This window comes from Rahnella sp. EDr1-12 (assembly GCF_049206505.1).
Classification (GTDB): Bacteria; Pseudomonadota; Gammaproteobacteria; order Enterobacterales; family Enterobacteriaceae; genus Rahnella; species Rahnella rivi.
In genome coordinates this window covers 1,665,487-1,689,162 of sequence record NZ_JBLZNY010000001.1, presented here as the reverse complement: position 1 = coordinate 1,689,162, position 23,676 = coordinate 1,665,487, and the positions used below count along the sequence as shown (strand labels likewise).

Sequence of the window (23,676 nt, the reverse complement as noted above, 5' to 3'; positions counted from 1 at the left end):
CATGTCTCAGCAGGTGAAACACGACAGCGCCGTACTGGTGCATTTTACGTTAAAGCTGGAAGACGGCTCGACGGCAGAATCTACCCGCGCCAATGGGAAACCTGCGCTGTTTCGCCTCGGCGACGGCAGTTTGTCTGACGCGCTGGAGAATCAGCTTTCAGGACTGAGTGTCGGGGATAAACATGCGTTTACCCTGTCACCTGAATCTGCATTCGGCACGAAAAGCCCGGATTTGGTTCAGTTCTTCTCGCGCCGAGATTTCCAGGAAACAGGGGTGCCGGATGTCGGCACCATCATGCTGTTCAGTGGTCGTGACGGTAACGAAATGCCGGGTGTGGTGCGCGAAGTGACAGAAGATTCAATCACCGTTGATTTCAACCATCCGCTGGCGGGACAGTACATTGATTTCGATATCGAAGTGCTGGAAATCGACCCGCAACTGGAGGAGAAACATGCAGATATTGCTGGCTAACCCGCGCGGATTTTGTGCGGGCGTTGATCGTGCCATCAGCATTGTGGAACGTGCGCTGGAATTATATGGCGCACCGATTTATGTCCGTCATGAAGTGGTGCACAACCGCTACGTGGTCGACAGCCTGCGTCAGCGCGGCGCGATTTTTATCGAGCAAATCAGTGAAGTGCCCGACGGTTCGATCCTGATTTTCTCCGCCCACGGCGTTTCGCAGGCGGTGCGTGCACAAGCAAAAGCCCGTGACCTGACCATGCTGTTTGACGCGACCTGCCCGCTGGTGACCAAAGTGCATATGGAAGTGGCACGTGCCAGCCGTAAAGGGACAGAAGCGATACTGATTGGTCACGCCGGTCATCCTGAAGTGGAAGGCACCATGGGCCAGTACAGCAATCCGAAAGGGGGCATGTACCTGGTTGAAGCGCCGGAAGATGTGTACAAATTGCAGGTAAAGGACGAAACCAACCTGTGCTTTATGACGCAAACTACGCTTTCTGTGGATGACACTTCGGCGATCATCGATGCCCTGCGCGATCGCTTCCCGAAAATCATCGGGCCGCGTAAAGACGATATTTGCTACGCAACGACTAACCGTCAGGAAGCCGTGCGAACGCTGGCCGATGGCGCGGATGTGGTGCTGGTGGTGGGGTCGAAAAACTCATCCAACTCTAATCGTCTGGCTGAACTGGCGCAGCGCGTTGGCGTCCCGTCCTATCTGATCGATTCCGCGGCAGATATTCAGGAAAGCTGGCTGAAAGACGCGAAAAGCATTGGTGTGACAGCAGGCGCATCAGCACCGGATATCCTGGTGCAGGATGTGATCAACAAACTAAAAACGTTTGGTGGTCTGGATGTGATTAACATCGAAGGGCGCGAAGAAAATATTGTTTTCGAAGTGCCAAAAGAACTGCGTGTGGATGTGAAACAGATCGACTGATTTTCACAGGTCCCTGCAACAATAAAAAAACCGGCTCATTCGTGGCCGGTTTTTTATTTTCTGCGTCTGCATCAGCGCTGCTTAAGGCTTTTGCAGTTTGAACAAATTCTGCGGTGCGCCAACGGTTGAGGTTTGAACGTGCAATAACGCCCCTTCCAGCGCATGGGGTGCTTCAAGGGTTTTGCGCGCAGAAGTGATGTAAAGCTCAGTCATGTCCGGCCCGCCAAACGTACAGCAACTCGGTTGTGTCACCGGGACAGGGGCCGTGTCCAGAGTCAGTAATTCACCCTGATTGATTTGCTGGCGTAACAAGCAATGTGATCCCCAGCAGGCGGTAATCAGCCAGCCATTTTGAGCCAGTGCAGAACCGTCGGGTGATTTATCTCCGGAAGAGAAGCAGGAGATTTTTTGCGGATTGATACGGCGTGCATTAGCAGAATAGAAGCGGTTTTTTCGGGTATCAGCGAACCAGACCTTGCCTTCATACCAGACCAGCGTATTAGTGATCCCGACGTTATCGAGCATCATTTCTGGCGCATCGGCTCCTGCTTCATAGCGATACCAGGCCCCGTTATTCTTTTCTTCTTTGAGGTCCAGCGTACCAAACCACAGGGAACCATCCGGCGCGATTGCGGCTTCATTCGGGCGTGTACCTTCTGCACCGAAATAACCGCAGATTGTCTGACGGCTTTTCAGATCGTAATCGTAGAGATGGATGCCGTCGATCGAAACCAGTAAAAACAGATTACGTTTCTCCGTCAGCAGGACTGCACTGGTGATGCTCGGCAGATCGTGGATTTCAGTTTTTTTGGTTTCAGGCCAGTAGCGCAACACACGTTGAGCAAGAATATCGACCCATAACAACGATTGAGTGCGCTGGCACCAGACGGGGGTTTCACCCAATTCGGCTCGATAATCGCCAACGGCGGTCACGTCGGACCGGAATAATGCTGACATCGTAAAGCTCTCCTGAGGGATAGGCTGTGGCAGCATTCAGTCTAGTCCTGCTTTGCGTGTAGTGGATAGTAGAAAAGGTGTAAAAATAAAGGGCCGGCACGTCATTAAGACGTAAAGCCGGCCCGCAAATGAGTGCTTAAATGCTTAGAAATCGTATCTCAGACGGATCAGGTTCATATCACCGAGATTATCGGTAGAGGACGTGAACACGTGTTCGTAATCAACACGGAAGCCGTAATCGAGCTGGAAGGAAACACCCAGACCGTTATCAATACGCTGGTAATTACGGCCTGTGACATAGGTCAGACGGTCACCCATGAAGTAAGGCTGAATGGTTTTGACGGCCATCTGATTGATCGGGAAGGCATAACCCAGGAAGTATTCCAGACCGTAAGCGTCGCCTGCAAAGAAGCTATCTTCAGTTTTCACGCCAGTGGTCAGGAAGTCGTGGTAATAACCGCCGCCGAAGGATGCCGTCCAGTTACCGGGTTTCCAGCTCAGCGCAGTACCGACAATACTCTGGTTATAGTCTTTAGACGTGTTATCGCCCGGATTTCTCATTTCTGCGTCGGTGTAGTTGTACGCAGTACCCCAGGTCAGGTCTTTGGTGATGTGGTAATCCACACCGACAGAACCGCCGCCGTTACGTTTGTAACGCAGGCCATTTTTGCCGGTCAGCAGTTCGCTGTCTTCAAACAGGTAAGAAGCGTAAACATCGGCATCGCCGAATGTATTTTTATATTTCAGCATTTTACGGGAACGGTATGAACCATCGTAATCGCCGTTAACACCATTACCCGGTGCTTGGGCGAGCATATCGTAATCCCAGATATCGGTTTTCGCACCGACCACATCATAGTAAACGCTGTTTTGCTGACCAAAGGTCAACTGACCGTAGGTTTTGCTTTTCAGACCGGTGTAAAGCATACGACGGCTGGTGTTATGCGCGCCATCTGCATGGTGATTATCCCAGCCGGTCAGGGCAGGAATGTTCACGCCCAGCTCGTAGTAGTTAATCCAGCTGATGTCATCAAACAGATAATAATCAGCAGAAAAACGGAAACGTGTGCCGCCATCAAAACCGTTGGTTTTGTAGTTTTTCACGCCGTTCTGGAACTGGAATTGTGGACGAATACTGCCGCCAACCTGGAAATTCAGGCGGCTGAGCGGATCGTTAGGCTGGGGATCTTGTTTGATCAGTGTGATTTCTGCGTGTGAAGCAAAAGAGGCTAAGCCGAATAACAGGCCTGCGGTCGCCACTTGCGTGACTTTGTTTAGTTTGAAGTTCATGTAAGTCCCTGAGCCAGTCCTCTGTTTTGAAAAAACCAACAGAGAAACCGGCCTTGTGTGTTTTATAATTTTTCCCCTTACTTATGACAGGCTGGTAAGGGTGAAGACGCGCCTCATACTTTCAGGCTGCTTTCATTTTAACCGCTCAAAAATCAACTTTCGGCGGTTAAAATTAGCTGGCTATTTATTATCATATTCATTGGTTTTATCAATATTATTTCGTGCCATATTATAAAATATTGATGTTTTAGATCTAAGAAATGGCGGTTTTGAGGAAATTATCTGCAAATTGCTTGGATACGGAGGAGGGCATGGCCGCGTTGAGGGTTGATCCCGCCCCTACGGGTGATAACAAGGAGATCATCCGGAGGGACAAGATCCTGTAGGGGTACAAATGGAATTAGGAAGCTAATGATATAATGACTTAGAGTGACAATATCGTAATGCGTATTATGAATAATGCCCTTAAAAGGCAAGAACGGTTTGTTGCTATTTAGTTTGAACACAAGAATAAATAATCCAATACCGGTCAGAGATAAATCAAATAATCAAGGAGGATAAATTAAATTATCGATAGTGTGATGTGTGTCTATCAATAAGATATCCCACTTATTAATGTTTTATATATTTTTATAATTATTATATATGCATGATTATTGATTTAAAAAATAGTATTGAATTAATGATGTCACTATTGAGTTTGAGCGTTTTTTTTGTTTTTAATGCTGTGGTACACGAAGTGCGAAAGGGATGTTTTGTCCATTATAAAGGGAATAAATAAACTATTATGTCACTGCTTGAAAATGAACTCAGTACAGGGGTGAAAAAACAGTATGATCTTGCTTTTTCTGCCCTGACTATTATTGCGCATTACCACGGTGTTGCTGCTAATGGTGAAGATTTAAAGCATCAGTTCAGTGATGGAAATGGTGAGCTGACAACAACCCAATGGCTGTTAGCGGCAAAGTCTTTAGGGTTAAAGGCAAAATTAGTGCGTCAGGATATAAACCGGCTTCACTTAATCAGCTTACCGGCCGTGGTATGGAGAGAAGATGGCGAGCATTTTATTTTGGCGAAAATTGATAACAATAAATATCTGATTCAGGATCTTGAACTCGGCAGGCCGGTTGTACTGGATAAAGGTGATTTTGAGGCGCGTTACAGCGGCAGGCTTATTCTGGTGACGTCCAGAGGTTCTGTGCTTGGCAGCCTGGCCAAATTTGATTTCACCTGGTTTATTCCTGCCGTTATTAAGTACCGAAAAATTCTGCTGGAAGTACTTGCAGCATCGGCAGTTATTCAGTTTTTTGCCTTAATTACCCCTTTGTTTTTTCAGGTTGTGATGGATAAGGTGCTGGTGCACAGGAGTTTTAGCACACTCGATGTTGTGGCTGTGGCATTACTTATTGTGGTGTTATTCGACGTTATTTTGAGTGGTTTACGAACCTATATTTTCGCGCATACCACAAGCCGCATCGACGTTGAATTAGGGGCGCGTCTGTTTCGCCATCTGTTTGCGTTACCGCTCGCCTGGTTTGAAAAGAGACGCGTGGGTGACACCATCGCGCGCGTCAGAGAGCTGGAACAAATCCGCACTTTCCTCACCGGACAGGCGTTGACCTCGGTGATGGATCTCAGTTTTTCATTCATCTTCCTTATTGTGATGTGGTTTTACAGTGGCTGGCTAACCCTTGTGGTGATGGTTTCATTACCCTGTTATGCCTTTTGGTCTGCCACCATCAGCCCTGTTTTGAGGGCACGTCTCAACGACAAGTTTGCCCGTAATGCCGACAGCCAGTCATTTTTGGTAGAGTCCGTCACCTCGGTCGGGACGATTAAATCGATGGCCGTTGAACCTCAGATGACCCGTAACTGGGATCAGTTGCTGGCGGCGTACGTGCATTCCGGATTACGGGTTACCCGTCTGGCGACCATCGGCCAGCAAGGCGTTCAGTTGATCCAAAAATTAGTGATGGTGAGTACGCTGTGGCTGGGAGCTCAGCTGGTTATTGGCGGAGATTTAACGGTCGGTCAGTTAATTGCTTTTAATATGCTGGCAGGCCAGGTTGCGGCGCCGGTGATTCGTCTGGCGCAGTTATGGCAGGATTTTCAGCAGGTAGGGATCTCCGTGGCGCGTCTGGGAGATATTTTAAATACGCCGACGGAACGTTCCGGTAGCCGTTTAGCGCTGCCTGAAATTAAAGGAAAAATAGATTTTGAACAGGTGAATTTCCGCTACCGTCCAGATGGTTATGAGGTATTGCGCGATCTCACTTTGAGTATTCAGGCCAGTGAAGTGGTGGGGATCGTAGGCCGTTCCGGATCAGGTAAAAGTACACTCACCAAACTGGTTCAGCGCTTATATACCCCGGGGCGCGGCAGGGTGCTGGTCGATGGTAATGATTTAGCGCTGGCTGATCCGGCCTGGTTACGGCGTCAGATAGGCGTGGTATTGCAAGACAACGTACTGCTCAACCGCTCCGTTCGTGAAAATATCGGTTTAGCGGAACCTGGTATGTCTTTAGAAAGAATCATCCACGCGGCCAAACTCGCCGGTGCGCATGAATTTATTATGGCATTGGCTGAGGGCTATGACACGGTTGTCGGCGAACAGGGCGCGGGGCTATCTGGCGGCCAGCGGCAACGGGTTGCCATTGCGCGGGCATTGGTCGGAAACCCACGGATTTTAATATTGGATGAAGCCACCAGCGCTCTGGATTATGAATCGGAAAGGGCAATTATGCAGAATATGCAATTAATTTGCCGTGAACGCACCGTACTTATTATTGCTCATCGTCTTTCTACTGTTCGTTTTGCGCAAAGAATCATTGCAATGGACAAAGGTGAAATCGTCGAACAGGGCAGTCATGAAGAACTGTTGAAAATAGAAAATGGTTACTATCGTTACTTACATGAGCTTCAGTCATTATGAATATCTGGTTGCAGGCCTCGAAAGAACTTATCCGCAAATATTGTCATGTCTGGAAAGAAGTCTGGAAGGTTCGTGAAAAATTGGACCCGCCTAAACGGGAAGGCGATGAGCGAGTTTTTCTTCCCGCCACGCTGGAAATTACGGAGACACCTGTTTCAGTGGCGCCGAAATATATCGCCAGACTGATTATGTTGTTTACTGCCATTGCATTGATATGGGCCATATTTGGGCATATCGATATTGTTGCGGTGACGCAGGGGAAAACCATCGTCAGCGGGCGCAGCAAAAAAATTCAGCCATTGGAAACGTCCGTCATTAAAAACATTTATGTTAATGACGGCGATTATGTCCACGCGGGTCAGACGCTGATTGAGTTGAATGGCATCGGTTCTGACAGCGATTACGAACAATCCCGACATGCTTTGGAAGCGGTGCAGTTAACGAAATTGCGCTGTGATGCGTTAATCAAAGCGCTTCAACATGAGGGCGACATTGAGATTAACCGCGAAGAGGCGAAACAACTCGGTCTGAAAGAAACCGAAATCTTAGCCACACAGTTACTGGCGAAAAATCAATTTCAGTCGTGGTCTGCTGATAATGAAAGGTTGCAGGCGATTTTAAGCCAGCACAAATCTGAATTACGGTCGAATGAAGATCAGGTCCACAAGCTGGAGCAGATCCGAAAAATTGAACTGCAGCGATCAAAAGATTATCAGGCTCTTCTGGAGAAAAAATACCTTTCTCAGCATGAGTATTATGAACAGGACAGCAAAACAATCCAGAATGAGCAGGATCTCCGCAGCCTGAGAAATCAGACGCAGCAAATAAAAGAAAGCATTCATCAGGCTGAACAGGAAAAGCTATTAAACACCCAGACGTTTCAGCGAGACACGCTGGACGCACTGCGCCAGGCAAATGAGCAAATACCTCAGCTTCAGGGCCAGATGGAAAAAACCCGGCAGCGACAGTCTTTGATGACATTAAAGGCTCCCGTCGACGGTACCGTTCAGCAGTTGGCATTTCATACGGTGGGTGGGGTGGCCTTAGAAGCAGAGGCGATCATGACGATTGTGCCACTTGATGAAAAAATCGAGGTTGAAGCGATGGTGGCAAACAAAGACATTGGGTTTGTGAATGTTGGGCAGGATGTCATCATAAAAATCGAATCATTCCCTTATACTCGCTACGGATATATCACCGGAAAAGTCACCAGCGTCAGTTTCGATGCGATTGAGCATGAGAAATTAGGGCTGGTATTCAATGCGAATGTCGCGCTCGACCAAAACTATCTGGTGGTCGAAGGTAAGCGTATCAACCTGGTGGCGGGGATGAACGTCAGCGCGGAGATTAAAACCGGCAAGCGTCAGGTGATTGATTATCTGCTGAGTCCGCTACAAACTAAAGTTGATGAAAGTTTCAAAGAGCGTTGATATCCCCTGACCATTATGCACAGAAATGAATGGTTATGCGGGGAGTCGTACACAGGTGAATTAAGGTTGGTTTTCTGAAACAGTTCCAGTTTGGTCGGGTTGTTAACACAAAACCTCACTTTAAGTAACCTGAAATCAAATGGTTTTTACTGATATTAACCAGCCTTTATCATAATTTTCTAATTATGTGGCAATTTTGCTGGCTACCCTATAACAGGGTAGTTAACCTGATTCTGTTTCACGGCAGAACCCCTATAAAAAGAGAGTATTTATGAGTAACGCTGAAATTCGCATGGCCATTGTTGGCGCGGGCGGGCGTATGGGCCGGCAGTTGATTCAGGCCGTTTCCGACGCAGAAGGTGTGGTGCTGGGTGCCGCGCTGGAGCGTCCGGGATCATCCCTTATCGGTACTGATGCCGGTGAACTTGCAGGGATCGGCGCAGCGGGTATCAAGGTCAATGATGACCTGAATGCCGTGGCGGATGACTTCGATATTTTGATCGACTTTACCCGTCCTGAAGGCACCCTGGTGCATCTGGAATTTTGCCAGAAGCACCATAAAGGCATGATTATCGGGACTACGGGCTTTGATGACGCGGGTAAGGGGGCAATTAAACAGGCTTCTGAGGTTATTCCGGTGGTTTTTGCGGCTAACTTCAGCGTAGGCGTGAATGTTGTCCTCAAACTTTTAGAAAAAGCCGCCAAAGTGATGGGCGACTATACCGACATTGAAATTGTTGAAGCACACCATCGCTATAAAGTGGATGCGCCATCAGGCACCGCACTGGCGATGGGTGAAGCGATAGCGGGCGCGCTGGGGCGAGATCTGAAAGAATGCGCGGTATATGCCCGTGAAGGTCACACCGGAGAGCGCGATCCTAAAAGTATTGGTTTTGCGACGATCCGGGCCGGAGATATCGTGGGTGAGCATACTGCGATGTTTGCAGATATTGGCGAGCGCGTAGAGATAACGCATAAGGCTTCCAGCCGTATGACTTTCGCAAATGGCGCTGTTCGTGCAGGAAAATGGCTTGCTTCGCATAAGTCTGGCCTTTACGACATGCGGGATGTGCTTGGATTGGATGATTTGTAGCAGATGATTTAGATGTGATGTGGTTGTATTGGTCATAATCTTTTGATAAAAGGGCAGTTCCTTGATTGCCCTTCTCTTTTTATTCAAAAATAAGCGTCCTGATTGAAATTTCACGATTAGTCGTCTTTTTTATATCTTTTGTGACGATTTTACCTGTCAGTCGCGTGTTTTTCGAACATCTCATTTCGTCCTCACCCGCACAAACCGATTTTCAGCACTATTTTCAGACATCCTCTTCCGCAAACGGTTACTATGTTTACTTAGCCTGTGGTTTTGTGGCTGTGACGGAGCCTTTTCACTGAGTTGTGCGAAAAATAGAGAAATATGGCGGCTTTTGGTAGACAAACCTCACTGCCATCATTAGAATGCGCGCAATTTGCCGAAAATTGGCTTCCCGAGCGATTTTTGCATTGATTTAGATCGGGTTATCTGAATTAATATGCAGATATTGTGATTTATTATTCTTGGAGGATGCTTTGATAAAGTCAGCGCTATTGGTTCTGGAAGACGGAACCCAATTCCACGGTCGGGCCATCGGGGCAGAAGGTTCGGCAGTGGGGGAAGTGGTCTTCAATACGTCGATGACCGGTTATCAAGAAATCCTCACTGATCCTTCCTATTCCCGCCAGATTGTCACTCTCACTTATCCCCATATCGGTAATGTCGGCACCAATGCCGCTGATGCAGAATCCTCCGCAGTACACGCCCAAGGCCTGGTCATTCGCGATTTACCTCTTATTGCCAGCAACTACCGCAGTGAAGAAAACCTTTCTGATTACCTCAAGCGCAACAACATCGTTGCCATCGCCGATATCGATACCCGCAAGCTGACCCGTCTGTTACGTGAAAAAGGCGCGCAGAACGGCTGCATCATCGCGGGCGATTCACCGGATGCTGAACTGGCACTGCAAAAAGCCAAAGCATTCCCTGGCCTGAAAGGCATGGATCTGGCGAAAGAAGTGACCACCGCGGAATCTTACAGCTGGCAACAAGGTAGCTGGACGCTGGAAGGCGAACTGCCGGAAGCGAAAAAAGAAGAAGAGCTGCCATTCCACGTGGTGGCCTACGATTACGGCGCCAAACGCAATATCCTGCGTATGCTGGTGGATCGCGGCTGTCGCCTGACGGTAGTACCGGCGCAAACGCCAGCGGCTGACGTGCTGAAAATGAATCCGGACGGTATTTTCCTGTCCAACGGCCCTGGCGACCCGGAGCCTTGCGACTACGCTATCGCCGCCATCAAAACTTTCCTGGAAACCGACATTCCGGTATTCGGCATCTGTCTCGGCCACCAGTTACTGGCACTGGCCAGCGGGGCGAAGACCGTGAAAATGAAGCTCGGCCACCACGGTGGCAACCATCCGGTGAAAGATCTCGATAAAGATATCGTGATGATCACGGCGCAGAACCACGGTTTTGCGGTGGATGAATCCGATCTGCCGGCCAACCTGCGCGTGACCCACAAATCACTGTTCGACCACACGGTGCAGGGCATTCATCGCACAGATAAAGCGGCATTCAGCTTCCAGGGTCACCCTGAAGCCAGCCCGGGCCCGCACGATGCGGCGCCATTGTTCGATCACTTCATCGAACTGATTAACGCTTTTCGCGCTTCTCACAACCACAACGCCAAATAACAGGAGCGAATAAAAAATGCCAAAACGTACAGACATAAAAAGCATCCTGATCCTCGGCGCCGGCCCGATTGTTATCGGCCAGGCTTGTGAATTCGACTATTCCGGTGCGCAGGCGTGTAAAGCGCTGCGTGAAGAGGGTTACCGCGTCATTCTGGTGAACTCCAACCCGGCCACCATCATGACTGACCCGGACATGGCGGATGCGACTTACATCGAGCCTATCACCTGGGAAGTGGTGCGTAAGATCATCGAAAAAGAGCGTCCGGACGCCGTGCTGCCAACCATGGGCGGTCAGACCGCACTGAACTGTGCGCTGGAACTGGAACGTCAGGGCGTGCTGGAAGAATTCGGCGTGACCATGATTGGTGCGACCGCAGATGCGATTGATAAAGCCGAAGACCGTCGCCGTTTCGACGTCGCGATGAAGAAAATCGGCCTCGACACGGCGCGTTCCGGTATCGCACACACCATGGAAGAAGCGCTGGCGGTTGCCGCCGATGTTGGCTTCCCGTGCATTATCCGTCCTTCCTTTACCATGGGCGGCACCGGTGGCGGTATCGCGTACAACCGTGAAGAGTTCGAAGAGATTTGCGAACGCGGTCTGGATCTTTCCCCAACCAAAGAGCTGCTGATTGATGAGTCGCTGATTGGCTGGAAAGAGTACGAGATGGAAGTGGTGCGTGATAAAAACGACAACTGCATCATCGTCTGTTCTATCGAAAACTTCGATGCGATGGGTATCCACACCGGCGACTCCATCACCGTGGCGCCAGCGCAAACCCTGACCGATAAAGAATACCAAATCATGCGTAACGCCTCGATGGCGGTACTGCGTGAAATCGGCGTAGAAACCGGGGGTTCCAACGTCCAGTTCTCGGTTAACCCGAAAAATGGCCGCCTGATTGTTATCGAAATGAACCCGCGTGTTTCCCGCTCTTCCGCGCTGGCCTCTAAAGCGACCGGTTTCCCGATTGCTAAAGTCGCGGCGAAACTGGCAGTGGGTTACACCCTCGATGAGCTGATGAACGACATCACCGGTGGCAAAACCCCGGCATCGTTCGAACCCTCTATCGACTACGTTGTGACTAAAATTCCTCGCTTCAACTTCGAGAAATTTGCCGGTGCAAATGACCGTCTGACCACGCAGATGAAATCTGTTGGCGAAGTGATGGCGATTGGCCGTACGCAGCAGGAATCTTTGCAAAAAGCGTTGCGCGGTCTGGAAGTGGGCGCGAGCGGTTTTGACCCGAAAGTGAACCTTGATGACCCTGAAGCGCTGACCAAAATCCGTCGCGAGCTGAAAGAAGCCGGTGCCGAGCGTATCTGGTACATCGCCGATGCTTTCCGTGCCGGGATGTCGGTTGACGGTATCTTCAACCTGACCAACGTGGACCGCTGGTTCCTGGTACAGATTGAAGAGCTGGTGAAACTGGAAAATGAAGTGGCTGAAGGCGGCTTCAACATTCTGACTCACGATTACCTGCGCATGCTTAAACGCAAAGGCTTTGCGGACCTGCGTCTGGCAAAACTGGTCGGCGTTTCTGAAAGCGAAGTGCGCAAACTGCGTCATAAATACAATCTGCATCCGGTCTACAAACGTGTCGATACCTGTGCGGCGGAATTCTCCACCGATACCGCGTACATGTACTCCACGTATGAAGAAGAGTGTGAATCTAACCCGACCAATGACAAGCCGAAAATCATGGTACTGGGTGGCGGTCCAAACCGTATCGGTCAGGGGATTGAGTTCGACTACTGCTGCGTACATGCCTCACTGGCGCTGCGCGAAGACGGTTACGAAACCATTATGGTTAACTGTAACCCGGAAACTGTGTCTACCGACTACGACACTTCTGACCGTCTGTATTTCGAATCCGTCACTCTGGAAGATGTGCTGGAAATCGTGCGTATCGAACAGCCAAAAGGCGTGATTGTTCAGTACGGCGGTCAGACTCCGCTGAAACTGGCACGTGAACTGGAAGCTGCGGGTGTGCCCATTATTGGTACCAGCCCGGATGCGATTGACCGTGCAGAAGACCGCGAACGTTTCCAGCAGGCGGTTCACCGTCTGGGCCTGAAACAACCGGCAAACGCCACGGTTGCGACAATCGAACAAGCCGTCGAAAAAGCAGCCGGTATCGGTTATCCGCTGGTGGTGCGCCCGTCCTATGTACTGGGTGGCCGTGCGATGGAAATCGTCTACGACGAAATCGACCTGCGCCGTTACTTCCAGAACGCGGTGAGCGTCTCCAACGATGCGCCGGTGCTGCTGGATCGCTTCCTTGACGACGCCATCGAAGTGGACGTTGATGCCATCTGCGACGGTGAACGTGTGCTGATTGGCGGCATCATGGAGCACATCGAACAGGCGGGCGTTCACTCCGGTGACTCCGCATGTTCATTGCCGTGCTACACGCTGAGCCAGGAAATTCAGGACGTGATGCGTCAGCAGGTCGAGAAACTGGCCTTTGAGCTGAGCGTTCGCGGCCTGATGAACGTCCAGTTTGCGGTGAAGAACAACGAAGTCTATCTGATTGAAGTTAACCCGCGTGCTGCGCGTACCGTGCCGTTTGTCTCCAAAGCAACCGGTGTGGCGCTGGCAAAAGTGGCGGCGCGCGTGATGGCGGGGCAGACACTGGCGCAGCAGGGCATCACAGAAGAAGTGATCCCGCCTTACTACTCCGTGAAAGAAGTGGTGCTGCCGTTCAACAAATTCCCAGGCGTTGACCCGATTCTGGGGCCGGAAATGCGTTCTACCGGTGAAGTCATGGGCGTCGGCCGTACCTTCGCCGAAGCCTTTGCCAAAGCGCAGTTGGGTAGCAACTCCGGCATGAAGAAAGCCGGTCGCGCACTGTTGTCAGTCCGCGAAGGCGATAAAGGCCGCGTGGTGGATTTAGCCGCGAAACTGCTCAAACGCGGTTTCGAGCTGGATGCGACTCACGGTACCGCGGTGGTGCTGGGTGAAGCCGGGATTAACCCGCGTCTGGTCAACAAGGTGCATGAAGGCCGTCCACATATTCAGGACCGTATCAAGAACGGTGAATATGTGTATATCGTGAATACCACGGCGGGCCGTCAGGCGATTGAAGACTCCAAGCTTATCCGTCGCAGTGCGCTGCAATACAAAGTGCATTACGACACCACGCTGAACGGTGGTTTCGCCACGGCGATGGCGCTGTCTTCTGACCCGACGGAGCAGGTGATTTCAGTGCAGGAAATGCACGCGAAAATCAAAGGCTAATGGCATAATTGCTTGATGAAAGGCGCGGCGAAAGCTGCGCCTTTTCTTTTTATACGCTCAGCTTTTACCAGAAAGCCCAAAATTGCGTATGCTGAAGTAAAGCTAATAAGACAAGAGACCTGCATGATTTTAATAATTTACGCCCATCCTTATCCGCGCCATTCGCGGGCCAACCAGGGACTGCTCTCGGCCGTCAGCGATTTACCCAATGTTGAAGTGCGTTCGCTGTATGACCTTTACCCCGATTTCAATATCGATATCGCGGCCGAACAGAAGGCGGTTGAACGCGCCGATATGGTGGTATTCCAGCATCCGATCCAGTGGTACAGCCTGCCGCCACTGATGAAGCTGTGGCTGGACAAGGTGCTCGAGCACGGCTGGGCTTACGGCCATGACGGCAACGCGCTCAACGGTAAGCATTGCCTGTGGGCAGTGACGACCGGCGGTGATGAACACCATTTTGAGCTCGGCGATCACCCCAATTTCGACGTGCTGGCGCAGCCATTACAGGCGACGGCAGTTTATTGCGGCATGCACTGGCAGCCATATTTCGCCGTGCATAACACCTTTATTTGCGATGAAGTTGCGCTGAAAGCCGCGGGTGAAGAATACCGTCGACGTCTGACCGCCTGCCTGAGCCTGAAAGAAGGCTGTGCGCCGGAGGTCGAAAATGGATAACCATACCCTGATGATTGAAGGGCTGATTTATCTCGGCTCTGCGGCGTTGTTTGTCCCGATTGCAGTACGTCTTGGTCTGGGCTCGGTGCTCGGATATCTGATCGCCGGCTGCATTATCGGGCCGTGGGGCCTGAAACTGGTTTCTGATGCTGAGTCGATTCTGACCTTTGCGGAAATCGGCGTAGTGCTGATGTTGTTCGTTATTGGCCTTGAGCTGGATCCTAAACGGCTTTGGACCATGCGCGCCTCGGTCTTTGGCGGCGGCAGCATCCAGATGGTCGGCTGCGGCGTGGTGCTCAGCGCATTCTGCTATTTCCTCGGTCTCGACTGGAAAATCGCCATGCTGATCGGCCTGACGCTGGCGCTTTCCTCAACGGCCATTGCCATGCAGGCAATGAGTGAACGCAGCCTGACGGCGTCACCGATTGGCCGCAGCGCCTTTGCGGTGTTGCTGTTCCAGGATATCGCCGCGATCCCGCTGGTGGCGATGATCCCGCTGCTGGCGAGTACCGGTGAAGCCACCACGCTGATGAGCTTTGGCCTGTCGGCGGCGAAAGTGGCCGGTGCGCTGGTGCTGGTGGTGTTGCTCGGGCGCTATGTCACCCGCCCGTTACTGCATTTTGTTGCCCGCTCCGGTATGCGTGAAGTGTTCAGTGCCGTGGCGCTTTTTCTGGTGTTTGGATTTGGCATTCTGCTGGAAATGGCGGGTATGTCGATGGCGATGGGCGCGTTTCTGGCGGGCGTATTGCTGGCGAGCTCTGAATATCGTCATGCGCTGGAAAGCGATATTCAGCCGTTCAAAGGCCTGCTTCTCGGGCTGTTCTTTATCGGCGTCGGCATGTCCATTGACTTCGGTACACTGGTTCATCAGCCGCTACTGATCGCCACCTTGCTGGTCGGTTTTATGGCGCTGAAAGCCGCTTTACTGTGGCTGGTCGCACCCTGGCTTGGCGTTCCGAAAAAGCAGCGCGGGTTGTTCGCCATCCTTATCGGGCAGGGCAGTGAATTCGCGTTCGTGATTTTCAGCACAGCACAAATGGCCGGTGTGTTGCCGGTGGAATGGGCAAAGGCGCTGACGCTTGCTGTGGCGCTGTCGATGGCGGTCACGCCGCTGCTGCTGGTTCTCGCCGCGCGTATGGAACGCAATGCGCCGCAAGACGATCGTCCGCAAGATACGATTGATGATGAAAATGCGCAGGTGATTATCGCCGGTTTCGGGCGCTTTGGTCAGATTGCCGGTCGTCTATTGCTGGCGAATAACGTTCATACCGTGGTGTTGGATCACGACCCGGATCACATCGAAACGCTGCGTAAATTCGGCACCAAAGTGTTTTACGGGGATGCCACGCGGGTGGATTTGCTGGAATCAGCCGGCGCAGCGCAGGCCAAGGTGCTGATCAACGCTATCGATGATGTGGAAGCCAACCTGCAACTGACCGCGCTGGCAAAAGAGCATTTCCCGAACCTGAAGATTATTGCCCGCGCCCGCGACGTCGATCACTGGTATCAGCTGCGGCAACTGGGTGTGGAAGCACCGGAGCGGGAATTGTTCGAAGGATCCCTGCGCGTTGGCCGGGAAGTGCTGGAAACGCTCGGGCTTGATGCGTATGAAGCCCGCGAGAAAGCCGATCTGTTCCGCCGCTACAACCTGAAAATGCTGGAAGCGACCATCGAGAATTACGAAGACACTGAGTTTCGTATCGCCAGTATGCAGCGCGCGAAAGACATGCTGAGCGCCGCGATTGAACAGGATCAGGAACGTCTCGCCTCTGAACAGCAACAAGGCTGGCGGGGAAGTATCGACGGTAAAGCACCGGAGAATGAAGTGATTGAAGCGAAGAGTTAAGCAAGGATGAAATCTGAAGCCGGTGCCTGAACAGCACCGGCTTTTTTTTGTGTTTCTGTCAGCTCAGCGCGACTTTGATACCCAAACCTATCAGTACGCCGCCCAGCAGTTTATCGATAATTTTTTGCGCTTTTGCCAGACCACGACGCACCGGAGCGCTTTGGATCAACATGGCCAGCGACGGCCACCAGACCAATGAAAGTCCGACAATGATCGAGGCATACCAGAGTTTTTCGCCAAGGCTGGAGTCTACCTGTAATACCTGAGTAAACATCGCCAGGAAAAACAGCGTTGCTTTAGGATTCAGCAGGTTGCACAGATATCCCTGTACAAAAGCGGTACGCAGTTTCACCTGCTGCGGCACCAGTCCGTCGAGATTCATTTTACTGTTGCTGCGCGAGAACAATGCCTGGATCCCCACCCAAATCAGATAAGCCGCCCCGACGTATTTCAGCAAGCCAAACAACCACGGCGTGGTGGTGATCACGACCGCCAGACCTGCGACGCAGTAAGACATATGTGTAATCACGCCACAAATCACCCCCAGCGAGGTCATCAGTGCCGCCGCGCGCGGATAGCGGGCCGCATTTTTGATCACCAGAAAGAAATCGGGGCCGGGAGAGAGCATGCCGAGGAAGGCGATACTGGCAATAAAAAGGGAGGTTTCAAGCATGAAAGTAACCGTCGTCAATGTTCAGGGCAAAATAAGGCCGCATGATACGTCAATCTTCACCTCGACGTATCACACTTATTGGCTTTTTTTACGGGCGGTAAAGGCTATGCAAGAACCTGTCGTTGAATACCCGCAGCGCGAAAGTCCACAGGCGCATTACCAGCGTGAAATCACCCGCCTGTGCATCGAATGTGCTCTGTTGTTGTTACAGCACGGCGCTGAAAGTATGTTGGTGGAGCAGTTATCAGCACGGCTCGGTATCGCGCTGGGCATGGATCGGGTGGAAAGTTCGATCTCCGCCAATGCCGTGGTGCTCAGTACGCTGTGCGGCGGATACTGCCTGACCTCAACGCGAAAAAATGTCGATCGCGGGATCAACATGCAGGTGGTCACCGAAGTGCAACATACGGTGATCCTCGCCGAGCATAAGTTGCTCGACAGCACGCTGGTGGCGAAGCGTCTGAGCCATATCAAGCCGCTGCGCTATCCCCGCCCGCTGATGATCCTGATGGTGGCGCTGTCGTGTGGTTGTTTCAGCAAACTGAACGGCGGTGGCTGGGATGCGTTCAGCATAACGTTTATCGCCAGCGGTGTGGCGATGGCGGTGCGCCAGACGCTGACCCTTCGCCATATGAATCCGCTGATTAACTTTTGCTGTACCGCCTTTGTGGCGACCTCGATTTCCGGCCTGCTCATGCGCCTTGATGCATTCCATCACACCTCGAACGTGGCGATGGCTGCCAGCGTTTTACTGCTGGTGCCGGGGTTTCCGCTGATTAACGCGGTGGCCGATATGTTTAAAGGCCATGTGAACACCGGTTTGGCGCGCTGGGCAATGGCCAGTTTGCTGACTTTGGCAACCTGCATCGGGGTAGTCATGGCGATGGCGCTGTGGGAGTTGCGGGGGTGGGCATGAGTCTGATCTTGGCACTCCTGCAGGATATGTTTCTGGCCGCAGTGCCGGCGCTGGGTTTTGCGATGGTGTTCAATGTCCCGCCGCGTGCGTTGCGCTATTGTGCGCTGCTCGGTGCCATCGGGCACGGCTCCCGCATGCTGATGATGCATGGCGGGATAAACATTGAGTGGGCTTCTTTGCTGGCGGCTATACTGATCGGCATCATTGGTATTCGCTGGTCGCGCTGGTTTCTCGCGCACCCTAAAGTTTTCACAGTAGCCGCCGTCATCCCCATGTTTCCGGGAATTTCTGCGTATACGGCGATGATTTCCATGGTGGAAATTTCGCACCTTGGTTACAGCGAAGTGCTGATGTCTACCATGGTCACCAATTTCCTGAAGGCCAGTTTTATCGTCGGGGCATTGTCGATTGGATTATCTTTGCCGGGGCTGTGGCTGTACCGCAAACGTCCCGGCGTGTAAGTCTGAGCGGCGCGCGTTTATATCTTTGTAAAGCGCGAGTCTCCCTATCGACGGCTGATGGGGCTTTCCGTATAGTGGCAGCTCTTTTTTCGGGTCACGGTTTTATTCCTTATCTACACAGGGCTTCACAATGATTATTAGCCTGATCGCCGCACTGGCGACCGATCGCGTTATTGGCATGGAAAACGCTATGCCTTGGCATTTACCCGGTGATCTGGCCTGGTTTAAGCGTAATACGCTCAATAAACCCGTCATCATGGGACGCAAAACGTTTGAGTCGATAGGACGCCCTTTGCCTGGCCGACTGAATATTGTCATCAGTTCTAAACCCGGCGAGCACGAAGGCGTGACCTGGGTGACGTCTGTTGATGCCGCACTGGCCGCTGCCGCCGGCGTGGAAGAAGTGATGGTCATGGGCGGTGGTCGTGTGTATGAGCAATTCCTGCCTAAGGCGAACCGCTTATATCTGACCCACATTGACGCCGAAGTTGAAGGGGATACCCATTTCCCTGACTATGAGCCGGACGACTGGGAAAGTACGTTCAGCGAATTCCATGATGCGGATGAGCAGAACTCTCACGGCTATTGCTTTGAGATCCTTGAACGCCGCGCCTGATTGAGCCGCAGCAGTCAGCAAAAAGGCACCTGAGAAGGTGCCTTTTGTCTTTCCGAAACAGGGAAAATGTCTGCTCAGAGCGCCTTTGGCGCGAGCGCCAGATCCTTTTCACTGCGCCGGTGAGAAGGCTCAGTGAAATAGGTTTTATCTTCCCAGCGCAGCATGGTCATATCGCCGCCCCAGCAACAGCCGGTGTCCAGCGCATAAATACCTTCCGGCGCGCCTTTTCCTTCCAGCGAAGCCCAGTGACCAAACGCAATGCTGAAACCCGCTTCCTGTAAAGGACCCGGAATATCAAACCAGGGTTTGAGCGGTTTCGGCGCGGTATCGGGCGTGTCTTTGCAGATCATATCCAGTTGCCCGTTAGGGAAGCAGTAACGCATCCGGGTCAGCGCATTGGTGCTGAAACGCAGACGCGCAAGGCCGGTCAGCTCGGGATGCCAGTTGTTGGGCATATCGCCATACATCGCGTCGAGAAACAGCGGATAGGTGTCACTTCTCAGCACGGATTCCACTTCACGCGCGCACATCTGCGCGGTTTCCAGGTCCCATTGCGGCGTAATCCCCGCATGGGCCATCACCAGCTTCAGCTCTTCATCCACCTGCAGCACCGGCTGGCGTCGCAGCCAGTTGATCAGCTCATCTGCATCTTCAGCTTCAAGCAGCGGGGTGATGCGATCTTTCGGTTTGTTAAAGCTGATACCGGCGTAAACCGCTAACAGATGTAAGTCGTGGTTGCCGAGCACCATGCGGACTGCGTCGCCTAAACCACTGACAAAACGCAGCACCTCGAGCGAGGACGGGCCACGGGCAACCAAATCTCCGGTCAGCCAGAGACAATCATTTTGCGGATTAAAATCCACCTGCGCCAATAGCGCCTTGAGTTCATCGATGCAACCGTGAACATCACCAATAAGGTATGTCGACATAAAGGATTAATTTATCAGTGTAGGGATGGCGAGGCGGAAGACCGGAACCGGCACACGGAAGGATTCACCGTCTTGTGCGACCATTTCATAATGGCCTTCCATGGTACCGAGCGGCGTTTCAAGGATCGCACCGCTGGTGTAGTGAAATTCACTGCCGGGCAGGATCAGCGGCTGTTCGCCGATAACCCCTTCGCCCTGTACTTCAGTCTGGCGGCCGTTACTGTTGGTGATCAACCAGTAACGGCGCAGGAGTTGTACGTTAAAACGCCCAAGATTGCGGATGGTGATGGTGTAGGCGAAGACAAAACGCTCATCTTCCGGTATCGACTGTGACTCAATGTAGACACTTTGCACCTGAACACATACGCGGGGCGAATTAAGCATATCGCTACTCCTGGGGTTCTGTGGTTTTCGGTCGGGTTGATAACCAGTTAGCCAGTTTACAGAATTGTTCGACTGAAATGTTCTCAGCACGCATTGACAGATCCAGACCCAGCGCGCTCATTTGTTCTGGTGTGAACAAGTGGCCGAGGCTGTTACGAATCGTCTTACGGCGCTGGTTAAACGCATCCGTTGTCAGACGACTCAGAATGCGGATATCTGAAACCGGGTACGGTATCACGTCATGCGGAATCAAACGCACCACAGCGGAATCAACTTTCGGCGCTGGCGTGAAGGATTCCGGTGGAACTTCCAGAACCGGGATCACGTTACAGTAATACTGCGCCATGACGGTTAAACGACCATACGCTTTGCTGTTCGGCCCCGCAACCAGACGGTTGACCACTTCCTTTTGCAACATGAAGTGCATGTCTTTAATGGCGTTGGTATAGGTGAACAGGTGGAACATCAGTGGCGTAGAAATATTATAGGGCAGGTTGCCGAATACGCGCAGCGGCTGGCCGAGCTCTTCGGAAAGCTCGGCGAAATTGATTTTCATCGCATCAGACTGAATGACGCGCAATTTGCCCTGAAACTTAGGATTACTTTCCAGACGAGCCGCCAAATCGCGGTCAATTTCGATAACGGTCATGCTGTCCAGACGCGAGGCGACGGGCGCTGTCAGCGCTGCCAGGCCGGGCCCGATTTCGACCACCGCTTGTCCCGGCATCGGATGAATGGCCGACACAATGCTATCAATCACAAATTGATCGGTTAAAAAGTTTTGGCCGAAACGTTTACGGGCAAAGTGCCCCTGGTGGACTCTACTATTCATTGTTTTTATTTATCAGTGTGTTGTGGTTCAAAAGTATTGATTGCCATACGAATGGCGAGATTTATTGCTGTCCTGAAACTGCCTGCATCGGCGGTGCCGGTAGCGGCAAGTTCAAGCGCAGTACCGTGATCAACGGAAGTCCGGATAAAGGGCAGGCCAAGCGTGATATTCACAGCGCGACCGAATCCCTGATATTTTAGCACCGGAAGGCCCTGATCGTGATACATCGATAAAACAGCATCGGCGTGTTGCAGATATTTCGGCTGGAAAAGCGTATCTGCCGGCAGCGGACCCACCAGATTCATCCCCTGCTGACGCAGTTCGTCCAGTGCAGGAATGATCGTATCGATCTCCTCATGCCCCATATGACCGCCTTCCCCGGCATGCGGATTCAGACCGCAGACGTAAATCTGGGGTTCAGCAATGCCAAATTTGGTTTTCAGATCATGATGCAGAATGGTGATCACTTCATGCAGACTTTGTCGGGTAATGGCACCCGGCACGGCCAGTAACGGTAAATGCGTTGTCGCCAGCGCGACGCGTAATTCTTCGGTCGCCAGCATCATCACTACACGTTCACAGTGGCTGCGGTCAGCGAAGAATTCGGTATGCCCGATAAACGGAATACCGGCATCGTTGATGATGCTCTTCTGGACCGGCCCGGTGATCAATGCAGCGAATTCGCCGCTTATCGCACCGTCACAGGCTCTGGCCAGCGTTTCCACGACGTAAGCACTGTTCGCGACGTCCAGCTTGCCCGCCGTCACCGGCGTTGCGGTTTTCACCGGCAGAACCGTGAGTGTCCCTGCAGCCTGAGGCTGGGCCGGGCGGCCCTGCACGTAATCGCGTAACTGAATGTTCAGACCCAGCGTCGCGGCACGTTCAAGCAACAGGGCCGGATCGGCACACACCACTAACTCAACAGGCCATGCCTGCTGAGCCAGCGCCAGTACCAGATCCGGCCCAACCCCGGCGGGTTCGCCGGGGGTGATGACCACAGATTTTGTCATGGAAGTATTATTTACCATTACCATCCATAATTTTCACATAAGCTTCAGCACGTTGTTCCTGCATCCACGTCTGAGCTTCTTCCGCAAACTTACGGTTGAACAGCATGCGGTAAGCACGTTCTTTCTGAGCGGCATCGGTTTTATCGACCTGACGGGTATCGAGTAATTCGATCAGATGCCAGCCAAAGGAAGAGTGTACCGGTGCGCTCATCTGACCTTTTTTCAGGTTAATCAGTGCTTCACGGAACGCCGGATCGTACATGTCCGGAGAAGCCCAGCCTAAGTCCCCGCCCTGAAGCGCAGAACCCGGATCCTGAGAAATCTGTTTTGCTTCCTCAGCAAAGGTCGCTTTGCCGCTCTTAATGTCTGCAGCAACCTGTTCCAGTTTTGCTTTAGCCTGTGCATCCGTCATGACGACGGAAGGTTTCAGCAGAATGTGACGGGCATGAACTTCGGTGACGGAAACCGTTTTGTTATCGCCACGGATGTCGTTCACTTTCAGAATATGGAAGCCAACGCCTGAACGGATTGGGCCGATGATCTGACCTTTCTGCGCGGTGCTCAGCGCCTGAGCAAACAGCGAAGGCAACTCCTGCAATTTGCCCCAACCCATGTTGCCGCCTTTCAGCGCCTGTGAGTCAGCAGAATAGGTGATCGCCAGCTTACCGAAATCAGCGCCGTTATTCAGATCTGCAACAATTTTCTTCGCCTGCTCTTCAGCAGCATCGACCTGATCCTGCGTCGGGTTTTCCGGCAATGGCAACAGGATATGGCTGAGGTTGAATTCAGCACTGCCGCCATTTTGTGCCGCCACTTGCTTAGACAGCTGATCCACTTCCTGAGGCAGGATCGTCACGCGACGGCGAACTTCACCATTACGGACTTCACTGATCAGCATTTCTTTGCGGATCTGGGCGCGGTAGGTGCTGAAGTTCAGACCGTCATAGGCCAGACGACTGCGCAGTTGATCGACGGTGATGTTGTTCTGCTGAGCAATACCGGCGATGGCTTTATCCACGTCCTGATCGGTCAGTGTGATGCCCATCTTCGACGCCATCTGGAGTTGGATCTGATCCATGATCAGACGGTCGAGGATCTGGTGGCGCAACGTTGCATCATCGGGCAACTGCTGTTTAGCCTGGGCTGCCTGCTGTTTAACAGACTGCATTAAGCCATCGACATCACTTTGTAACACGACGCCGTTGTTCACAACGGCGGCGACTTTATCAACTTCCTGAGGGGCTGCAAACGCAGTGCTGGCACAAAGCGTCACGCCGAGGAGAAGTGTTCTCCAGTTCTTCATACTTTTTCCATTTGTCTAATCCGCAAGCGCGGGTTTCAAGTT

Annotated in this window: 20 protein-coding genes; 12 read left to right on the top strand and 8 right to left on the bottom strand. The window is 52.0% G+C overall.

Translation table 11 applies throughout. The features are described from left to right. Position 1: 1 nt before the first annotated feature. Positions 2–472 carry an FKBP-type peptidyl-prolyl cis-trans isomerase gene (fkpB, locus tag ACO0U8_RS07800; RefSeq protein ID WP_056776797.1) on the top strand — a complete coding sequence of 157 codons (471 nt, stop codon included), beginning with the start codon at positions 2–4 and terminating at the stop codon, positions 470–472. Then, positions 453–1,406: a 4-hydroxy-3-methylbut-2-enyl diphosphate reductase gene (ispH, locus tag ACO0U8_RS07795; RefSeq protein ID WP_056776801.1), complete on the top strand. Its 954-nt coding sequence runs from the start codon at positions 453–455 to the stop codon at positions 1,404–1,406. Before fkpB ends, ispH begins: the two co-directional genes overlap by 20 nt. Before the next feature lie 81 nt (positions 1,407–1,487). Here the strand turns inward: ispH and ACO0U8_RS07790 are convergent, their stop codons facing one another. Both ACO0U8_RS07790 and ACO0U8_RS07785 read right to left on the bottom strand, forming a co-directional pair. Further along, complete coding sequence (locus ACO0U8_RS07790; protein ID WP_421670567.1) at positions 1,488–2,363, bottom strand: SMP-30/gluconolactonase/LRE family protein; 876 nt, start codon at positions 2,361–2,363, stop codon at positions 1,488–1,490. 144 nt (positions 2,364–2,507) lie between these two features. After that, the gene (locus ACO0U8_RS07785; protein WP_056776810.1) at positions 2,508–3,653 is read right to left on the bottom strand and encodes a porin; all 1,146 of its coding nucleotides are present in this window, start codon (positions 3,651–3,653) and stop codon (positions 2,508–2,510) included. A gap of 787 nt (positions 3,654–4,440) precedes the next feature. Here ACO0U8_RS07785 and ACO0U8_RS07780 point away from each other — a divergent pair. The 7 genes from ACO0U8_RS07780 (at position 4,441) to kefC (ending at position 16,510) form a co-directional block, all read left to right on the top strand. Then, entirely contained in the window at positions 4,441–6,585 is a 2,145-nt protein-coding gene (locus ACO0U8_RS07780) for a type I secretion system permease/ATPase (protein ID WP_421670566.1), read from the top strand. Further along, positions 6,582–8,015 carry an HlyD family type I secretion periplasmic adaptor subunit gene (locus ACO0U8_RS07775; RefSeq protein WP_421670565.1) on the top strand — a complete coding sequence of 478 codons (1,434 nt, stop codon included), beginning with the start codon at positions 6,582–6,584 and terminating at the stop codon, positions 8,013–8,015. Before ACO0U8_RS07780 ends, ACO0U8_RS07775 begins: the two co-directional genes overlap by 4 nt. Positions 8,016–8,286: 271 nt before the next feature. Further along, positions 8,287–9,108, top strand: coding sequence for a 4-hydroxy-tetrahydrodipicolinate reductase (gene dapB / locus ACO0U8_RS07770; RefSeq protein WP_056776816.1), 822 nt, complete (start codon positions 8,287–8,289; stop codon positions 9,106–9,108). A 476-nt stretch (positions 9,109–9,584) separates the two neighbouring features. Further along, entirely contained in the window at positions 9,585–10,745 is a 1,161-nt protein-coding gene (gene carA / locus ACO0U8_RS07765) for a glutamine-hydrolyzing carbamoyl-phosphate synthase small subunit (RefSeq protein WP_136376082.1), read from the top strand. 16 nt (positions 10,746–10,761) lie between these two features. Beyond that, positions 10,762–13,986 carry a carbamoyl-phosphate synthase large subunit gene (gene carB / locus ACO0U8_RS07760; RefSeq protein ID WP_056776825.1) on the top strand — a complete coding sequence of 1,075 codons (3,225 nt, stop codon included), beginning with the start codon at positions 10,762–10,764 and terminating at the stop codon, positions 13,984–13,986. A gap of 123 nt (positions 13,987–14,109) precedes the next feature. Beyond that, on the top strand, positions 14,110–14,664 hold the full coding sequence (gene kefF, locus ACO0U8_RS07755) for a glutathione-regulated potassium-efflux system oxidoreductase KefF (protein WP_056776827.1): 555 nt from the start codon (positions 14,110–14,112) through the stop codon (positions 14,662–14,664). After that, complete coding sequence (gene kefC / locus ACO0U8_RS07750) at positions 14,657–16,510, top strand: glutathione-regulated potassium-efflux system protein KefC (protein WP_421670564.1); 1,854 nt, start codon at positions 14,657–14,659, stop codon at positions 16,508–16,510. The genes kefF and kefC overlap by 8 nt, the downstream gene beginning before the upstream one ends. Positions 16,511–16,568: 58 nt before the next feature. Here kefC and ACO0U8_RS07745 read toward each other — a convergent pair whose 3' ends face one another. After that, positions 16,569–17,183: a LysE family translocator gene (locus tag ACO0U8_RS07745; protein WP_056776833.1), complete on the bottom strand. Its 615-nt coding sequence runs from the start codon at positions 17,181–17,183 to the stop codon at positions 16,569–16,571. Positions 17,184–17,289: 106 nt separating this feature from the next. Here ACO0U8_RS07745 and ACO0U8_RS07740 point away from each other — a divergent pair, with 106 nt between their 5' ends. The 3 genes from ACO0U8_RS07740 (at position 17,290) to folA (ending at position 19,176) form a co-directional block, all read left to right on the top strand. After that, positions 17,290–18,099 (top strand): threonine/serine ThrE exporter family protein, encoded by an 810-nt coding sequence (locus ACO0U8_RS07740; protein WP_122094594.1) that lies wholly within the window; start codon positions 17,290–17,292, stop codon positions 18,097–18,099. Next, entirely contained in the window at positions 18,096–18,560 is a 465-nt protein-coding gene (locus ACO0U8_RS07735; protein WP_162997794.1) for a threonine/serine exporter, read from the top strand. The genes ACO0U8_RS07740 and ACO0U8_RS07735 overlap by 4 nt, the downstream gene beginning before the upstream one ends. 130 nt (positions 18,561–18,690) lie before the next feature. After that, positions 18,691–19,176 (top strand): type 3 dihydrofolate reductase, encoded by a 486-nt coding sequence (gene folA / locus ACO0U8_RS07730; protein WP_421670563.1) that lies wholly within the window; start codon positions 18,691–18,693, stop codon positions 19,174–19,176. A 74-nt stretch (positions 19,177–19,250) separates the two neighbouring features. Here the strand turns inward: folA and apaH are convergent, their stop codons facing one another. The 5 genes from apaH to surA are packed head-to-tail and all read right to left on the bottom strand — an operon-like array spanning position 19,251 to position 23,634. Then, a complete protein-coding gene (gene apaH, locus ACO0U8_RS07725; protein WP_183848551.1) occupies positions 19,251–20,105 on the bottom strand; it encodes a bis(5'-nucleosyl)-tetraphosphatase (symmetrical) ApaH in 855 nt (284 codons plus the stop codon). A 6-nt stretch (positions 20,106–20,111) separates the two neighbouring features. Beyond that, entirely contained in the window at positions 20,112–20,489 is a 378-nt protein-coding gene (gene apaG, locus ACO0U8_RS07720; protein WP_056776850.1) for a Co2+/Mg2+ efflux protein ApaG, read from the bottom strand. A gap of 4 nt (positions 20,490–20,493) precedes the next feature. After that, positions 20,494–21,321, bottom strand: coding sequence for a 16S rRNA (adenine(1518)-N(6)/adenine(1519)-N(6))-dimethyltransferase RsmA (rsmA, locus tag ACO0U8_RS07715; protein WP_056776854.1), 828 nt, complete (start codon positions 21,319–21,321; stop codon positions 20,494–20,496). Between the two features lie 5 nt (positions 21,322–21,326). Further along, the gene (gene pdxA, locus ACO0U8_RS07710; RefSeq protein WP_136376933.1) at positions 21,327–22,349 is read right to left on the bottom strand and encodes a 4-hydroxythreonine-4-phosphate dehydrogenase PdxA; all 1,023 of its coding nucleotides are present in this window, start codon (positions 22,347–22,349) and stop codon (positions 21,327–21,329) included. Further along, complete coding sequence (surA, locus tag ACO0U8_RS07705; RefSeq protein WP_056776857.1) at positions 22,339–23,634, bottom strand: peptidylprolyl isomerase SurA; 1,296 nt, start codon at positions 23,632–23,634, stop codon at positions 22,339–22,341. Before surA ends, pdxA begins: the two co-directional genes overlap by 11 nt. Positions 23,635–23,676 lie beyond the last annotated feature (42 nt).